Source organism: Paracoccus yeei ATCC BAA-599, from assembly GCF_000622145.1.
Taxonomy (GTDB): domain Bacteria; phylum Pseudomonadota; class Alphaproteobacteria; order Rhodobacterales; family Rhodobacteraceae; genus Paracoccus; species Paracoccus yeei.
Window position 1 is genome coordinate 1 of sequence record NZ_JHWH01000053.1, and the last position, 5,713, is coordinate 5,713.

6 protein-coding genes and 4 pseudogenes are annotated in these 5,713 nt (G+C 60.4%); 4 read left to right on the forward strand and 6 right to left on the reverse strand.

Going from position 1 to position 5,713, the window contains the following annotated elements; translation table 11 throughout:
* On the reverse strand, nt 1–274 hold a 274-nt coding region (locus tag BU28_RS0117355), incomplete at its 3' end, for an IS5/IS1182 family transposase (RefSeq protein WP_028720562.1).
* Nucleotides 275–312: 38 nt separating this feature from the next.
* On the opposite strand from BU28_RS0117355, the gene BU28_RS26675 reads away from it, so the two are divergent.
* From BU28_RS26675 to BU28_RS23595, 3 genes and pseudogenes are all read left to right on the forward strand, one after another.
* Complete coding sequence (locus tag BU28_RS26675; protein ID WP_269845855.1) at nt 313–789, forward strand: calcium-binding protein; 477 nt, start codon at nt 313–315, stop codon at nt 787–789.
* Nucleotides 732–1,088, forward strand: a pseudogene (locus BU28_RS26855) (calcium-binding protein); the annotation flags it as partial. The gene BU28_RS26675 and the pseudogene BU28_RS26855, both read left to right, overlap by 58 nt.
* Before the next feature lie 48 nt (nt 1,089–1,136).
* The gene (locus BU28_RS23595) at nt 1,137–2,144 is read left to right on the forward strand and encodes a calcium-binding protein (protein WP_143809846.1); all 1,008 of its coding nucleotides are present in this window, start codon (nt 1,137–1,139) and stop codon (nt 2,142–2,144) included.
* A 187-nt stretch (nt 2,145–2,331) separates the two neighbouring features.
* Here BU28_RS23595 and BU28_RS0117365 read toward each other — a convergent pair whose 3' ends face one another.
* The 4 genes and pseudogenes from BU28_RS0117365 to BU28_RS23600 form a co-directional block, all read right to left on the reverse strand.
* Complete coding sequence (locus tag BU28_RS0117365; protein ID WP_028720564.1) at nt 2,332–2,682, reverse strand: hypothetical protein; 351 nt, start codon at nt 2,680–2,682, stop codon at nt 2,332–2,334.
* Between the two features lie 7 nt (nt 2,683–2,689).
* Nucleotides 2,690–3,082: a hypothetical protein gene (locus BU28_RS25680; RefSeq protein WP_143809844.1), complete on the reverse strand. Its 393-nt coding sequence runs from the start codon at nt 3,080–3,082 to the stop codon at nt 2,690–2,692.
* Nucleotides 3,083–3,151: 69 nt separating this feature from the next.
* On the reverse strand, nt 3,152–3,631 hold the full coding sequence (locus BU28_RS24985) for a thermonuclease family protein (protein ID WP_080623427.1): 480 nt from the start codon (nt 3,629–3,631) through the stop codon (nt 3,152–3,154).
* Nucleotides 3,632–3,755: 124 nt separating this feature from the next.
* A pseudogene (locus tag BU28_RS23600) lies at nt 3,756–4,889 on the reverse strand (ISNCY family transposase); the annotation flags it as partial.
* A 218-nt stretch (nt 4,890–5,107) separates the two neighbouring features.
* On the opposite strand from BU28_RS23600, the pseudogene BU28_RS26475 reads away from it, so the two are divergent.
* Nucleotides 5,108–5,299 (forward strand): annotated as a pseudogene (locus BU28_RS26475) (IS3 family transposase); the annotation flags it as partial.
* A 171-nt stretch (nt 5,300–5,470) separates the two neighbouring features.
* Here BU28_RS26475 and BU28_RS24990 read toward each other — a convergent pair.
* A pseudogene (locus BU28_RS24990) lies at nt 5,471–5,713 on the reverse strand (IS5/IS1182 family transposase); the annotation flags it as partial.

Here is a 5,713-nt window from a genome sequence, read left to right on the forward strand (position 1 = left end):
CGGGCACTGCCCAGTCCAAGCCGATCAGCTTCAGCAGGCTCTCGACAAACCCGGTCGTCTGCCGAAGCGCCATGCCGAACAAGACCTTCATTGAAAGGCACGTCTGGATGGCGGCGTCACTGTAGGTTTGCTGGCGACCACGACGGCCTGTCGGCGCGGCATCCCAGGTCATCTCAGGGTCAAGCCAGATCGTCAGCGAGCCCCGGCGCTTGAGCGCTTCATTGTAGGCCGGCCAGTTCATGGTCTGGTAGGTCGGGGGTGTGGGTCTGATCATGACGCCCAGCTACCATACTGGATTCACGAGAGGAATCCCTGCAGGGATTTGCGCAACAGAGCCCCGCCGGGGACGACAATCTGTCGGGTACCGCTGCCGCCAACCAGATGGACGGCTTGGGTGGAAACGACACCTTGTTTGGCCTTGGCGGAAACGACCGCCTCTACGGCGGAGCCGGAAACGATCAGCTTTTAGGCGGGGCCGGAAATGACAGCCTCTATGGTGGCATTGACAACGATTACCTGATCGGCGGTGCAGGTGCGGACTATCTCGATGGCGGTGCAGGCACTTCGGACTGGGCACAATACGATACCGCTACAGCCGGTATCCGGGTCGATCTGACCGCGCCCGGCACGAACACCGGGGAGGCTGCGGGGGATCGGTTCGTCGGCATCGAGAACCTCTATGGCTCGACCTACGCAACGACACGATCCGGGGCAATGCTGGAAACAACATCCTGTGGGGCAATGCGGGCAATGACTCGATCGTCGGTGAGGCAGGGAACGACGCCCTGAACGCGGGCACCGGAACCGACACGCTGGTCGGCGGTGGCGGGAACGACACCTACACCATCGACGGCGGCGACACGATTACCGAGGCGGCCAATGCCGGGACCGATCAGGTCAACAGCTCGGCCAGCTATGCGCTGACAGCCAATGTCGAAAACCTGACCCTGACCGGCACTGCCGCAATCAATGGGACAGGCAACGCACTCGCCAATCGGATCACCGGAAATGGGGCAGCCAACGTCCTGAACGGCGGCGCAGGTGCTGACACGCTGATTGGCGGGGCAGGAAATGATGTCTATGTCACCGATGGGGGCGACACGATCACCGAAGCCGCCAACGCTGGCACTGACCGCGTGCAAAGTTCGGCAAATCATGTCCTCGGTGCCAACCTGGAGAACCTGGTGCTGACCGGCGCAGCAGCGATCAACGGCACCGGCAATGCGCTTGCCAACTCGATCACCGGAAATGCCGCCGCCAATGTCCTCAATGGAGGCGCTGGCGCTGACACGCTGATCGGTGGGGCAGGAAATGATACCTATGTCACCGATGGATTCGATACCATCACCGAGGCGGCAGGGGCTGGCGTGGACGTGGTCCAGAGCGCAGGCGGGTATACCCTTGCAGCCAACCTTGAAAACTTGGTCCTGACAGGAACCGCAATTAACGGAGTTGGAAACAATCTTGGCAACCGCCTTACCGGCAACGCCTCGAACAATGTCTTGTCGGGGGGCGGAGGAGACGACACCCTTATCGGTGGCGCTGGGAACGATACCTTGAATGGTGGCGCGGGTCTGAACACCGTTATCTATACAGGCGCAGCCGCCGTGGCCGTGAATCTCTTGAATGGGACGGCCTCCGGCGGGCAGGGCAGCGATACGCTGACCAACATCGGCGTTGTCCTTACGGGGGCCGGGAACGATGCCCTGGTCGGTGACAGCAGCGCCAACGCCCTGAACGGGGGCGCCGGAAATGACACCATTTCCGGAGGAGGCGGAGCTGACTTCATCGCAGGAGAAGCGGGAACCGATCTGATGCGGGGCGGTGCTGGCGACGGGTTGCGCGATACCTTCGTCTTCTACGCCCACACCGACAGTGCCGTTGGAGCTGCCAGGGATATCATCGAGAACTTCGTCTCGGGGATCGACCGCCTTGACCTCGCCGACATCGACGCGAACGCAGCAGTTGCGGGAGCTCAGGGCTTCCTCTTCAGTGGAACCACGGCCAGGGCCAATGCCGTCTGGTATGCGGCCACAGCAGACGGGATCGTCGTGCGTGCGGATATCAACGGCAACACGGGGGCGGATTTCGAAGTGCTCCTTCGCGGCGTCACCAGCCTCACTGGAAACGACTTCCTGCTTTGATCCGCGGGGGCTAGATAGCCGAATGAAAAGGGCCGCGCCCTAGGGCGCGGCAGTTTGCTTGTCGTCGCTAGAAGACAAGTAGGTCCAGCTATGGGCCGCACGTGGTCAGGGTCAAGGGCGCTGTTGTGTCGTGCGTGCGTCAGCTTCCCGCCGACAGGCACGTCTGGCACGCCCCTCCCGCAGTTGCCTACTCGATTTTGATGCCCTTGCTTTTTAGCAAAAGCTCCGCTGCAATTTTCATTTCTGCAAACTGATTTGCGAGGTTGATAAGGGGTTTGGCTTGGGTGACTTCATCAGATTGAGCGGACACCCTTGGATCGACAGCGGCAGGATCGTCTTTCCATTCCTGCAATTTAGAAAAAATCTGGTCTTCGATGGTGGCGATTTCCTCGCTCCACCGAAGCGCAGCAGGGGAACCGATTTTTTCGAGCCTCGCGCGTGCAAAAAGTAGGAGTGGCGTAACTTCGTTCAATTCTTCGAACGGCTCGTATTTTTTCGCCCGGCGCATCATCAGCTTGAATTTTTTCCATCTACGCATTGTCAGGTTATCTTTCCTGATCGGCCCGTTCGATCATATTGATTGTAGCTCGCGCGGACTTTCGTAACCCAAGGCTGTGGCTTTCGTCCGCAACGCACCGGCGTGCCGCCTCGACAAAGGATGGCAGCGCCGGATCGTCTAGACGCAGGCTGATGTGCTTGCTGGTCCTCGCCTGCGGCGCCGGCGCGCCACCATGTTGCGCTTGGAAGTCATAGAATGCAGGCGGAACCCGGACAGCTTTAGGCGCGATCTCGTCTTCATGAATGACCGGCTCAATACCGGATTTCTGAACAGCTTCGATGATTATTTCAGTGAGCGATCTTCCGCTACGTTCCGCCTCACGCTCCAAGCCCCGTCTCAACGGGATCGGCATTCTTATGGGTAAAATAGGCGTTGTCATTGAAACGTGCCTCCTGTTACGACATTTCATGTATATACATTCTATGGCGCAAACAAGCGCATTTGTGTCTTAGTTACGCTGCAATTTCCGCCAGTCTTTAGGCAATATAAACTGGCCTGCCCAGAGTCCCGATTTGCTCGCCATGGCGGCGCGTTGTGCTTCGGCATATGCGTGGTTGCGGTCGAAATACGGAACCGCCCACCCGTTGCGCACGAGCCATTCGCCCAGGTCTCGGCCGTGTGCTGTGCATCTTGCCAGCCAGCGCCCATACCGATCTTGGCCCTCGGTCCTGCACGATACTGGTCCAGCTCCAAGATGATCCGCAAGCATGAGGGCAGCTCTCTGGCCGCAGCGCCATTGTCGGCCGGAAGGGCTGTAGCAGACCTGCCCGGCTTCAGGGGCATCGACGCCAGAAATCCTTATCCTCTGGAAACGGATCTCGATTGTGTCGCCGTCGATCACGCTGGCCCGCCCGGCGACATGACCGGCAATTACCGGCGTGGCAAACTGTAACGCAACCACAGCCATCAGCACCAGGCCGCGTCTCACGGCTCTGCCCTTGATCGCTCAACAACACCTATAAGCGACCCGGAAAGGTTAAACTGACCGGCAAGCTGCAACCGCGTGAACGCGCGAAGTGCCCCCCCTGGGCTGTGGATAGGGTGCGTCGGATGAAGACCTGGTAGGGCAGGGAAAATCCTTTCCAGCGCACCTCGAACCGCCCGTCCGGCCAGGCGTAGGTGTCGACATACTTGCCCACCAAGCCGCGTGACACCTCGGTCTCGTCCAGCATGATGCGCTTGCGATCATAGGAAAACGTCAGCTGCTGGCCGACATAGCGCTCATCCCGCCAGCACAGGATGTCGTTCAAGCGGTCCGGGCTTTCGGTCACGGCGCGGTGCAGGTTGTCGGGGCGGGCAGGGGTGCGGGCAAACTGCTGATTGTGGCGCAGGATGTAGCCCGGCAGCCAGTCATTGCCTGCCGTCCTGCCGGTCACGCCGTCGAGCCGCATCTCCTTGACCAGACGATCCTGCAGGGTGCGGTTCTTCCGTTCGACCCGACCCTTCGCCTGGCTGGAATTTGCGCAGAGAATCTCGATGTTGAGTTCAAGAAGCGCCCGTCCGAACTGCGTGGCGCCGTGGCCGGTCTTCGCCTCGGACTTTGCCACCCGGAACACCGAATGCTTGTCAGAATAGAAGGCGACCGGCTTGCCATGACTGCGCAGATAACCGGCCAGCATCTCGAAATAGGCAAAGGTGCTTTCCGAGGGCACGAAGCGCATCTCCTGGATTGCGCCCGTCGCATCGTCCACCGCCACGATCAGCGTGCAAGGCGCGTCGCGATCCTCGAACCAGCGATGGTCCGAGCCGTCGATCTGGATCAGCTCGCCATAGCATTCCCGCCGCAGCCGCGGGCGGTGAAACACCCGCCGCTGGTTGCGCGAGAGCCAGAGCCCGTCCTCGACCATCCACTTGCGCAGGGTTTCGCGCGAGATCTTCACGCCATCGCGCTCGGCCAGCTTCTCGGCCGCCAAGGTCGGGCCGAAATCAGCATAGCGCTCACGCACCAGCGCCAGGGTCAGATCGCGCAAGCCTTCAAGCTTGCGATTGTTCGACGGCCTGCCGCGCGCCTTGTGCCGCAAGGCGACCGCGCCATCGTCGCGGAACGTCTTCAGCAGGCGCTGAACCTGTCGGTCACTCAAGCACAAGACTGACGCAGCCTCAGCTGACGACATTCGACCAGCCACCACGCCGGACAACACTTCAACCCGGTGAACTTCGCGTTCGCTCATCAGCACCCATCCCATGCCGCCGACTCCTCATGCCAGAAGGACAGGGCAACATTCTAACTTTGCTCAGGTGCGACAGTTCTACTTTGCGCTTACAGATTGAAGTTGGATAATTATACTTATGTAAGTATTTCTTGTTGACGGCGACAATGTAATGACCCGGCTGAATCTGCTCAGTCTAAGCCGCTAATCTGAATGCTCCGGCAGGCGTCCGCATGGCAAGCGCCTAATGCGGGTGGCGGGTGTTGTACAACACCGCGCGGCCCCACTCGCCCTCGGTTACCAGACCCCTGCAGGCTTTGCCCCGCATCTGACCACCGCAATCGCCCGACCCGCTGCACGCGATGGGGGTTTCGCGTGCCGGGCGATTGAACAACCCGCGCCGAAAGGCATCAAATCAGCTATCGGCTCCGGTCGCGGCTGGGTGAAAGACCAGTGGCAGGTCAGGTGGCGACCCTGTGATGGAGATGCCATGATCATCGAATTGACCCCGGACGAGGTGGAAGAGGTAAGGTATCGAATCGGCAGCGGCTCGATGCGCGAGGGACTCTGTTGCGCAATTCGGCTGACGGTCGAGGTTCCCCTATCCCCGGACAGACTTATCGCACGACCTCAGTGACAGGTATGCCGAGCGCGGTGTAGCCATTCAGGACGGCTATGCGGATCTGGAGTTCAGCGACCTGACGGTCGAAGTCCCGGGCCATGAGGCGCTGCCCCAGCAGTTTCACACAGTGCATCTTCGTTTCGACGCGGCTTCGGCGGTGATAACCGCTCCAGTTTCGCCAGAGCGCCCGACCGAGATACTTCGACGCCCGTAAGGCTTCGTTTCGTGCGACCGCTCC

Bases quoted from the DNA above. Each gene is read 5' to 3' on its own strand.
- BU28_RS0117365 (WP_028720564.1), bottom strand. From the start codon at position 2,682: ATGCGTAGATGGAAAAAATTCAAGCTGATGATGCGCCGGGCGAAAAAA.
- BU28_RS25680 (WP_143809844.1), bottom strand. From the start codon at position 3,082: ATGACAACGCCTATTTTACCCATAAGAATGCCGATCCCGTTGAGACGG.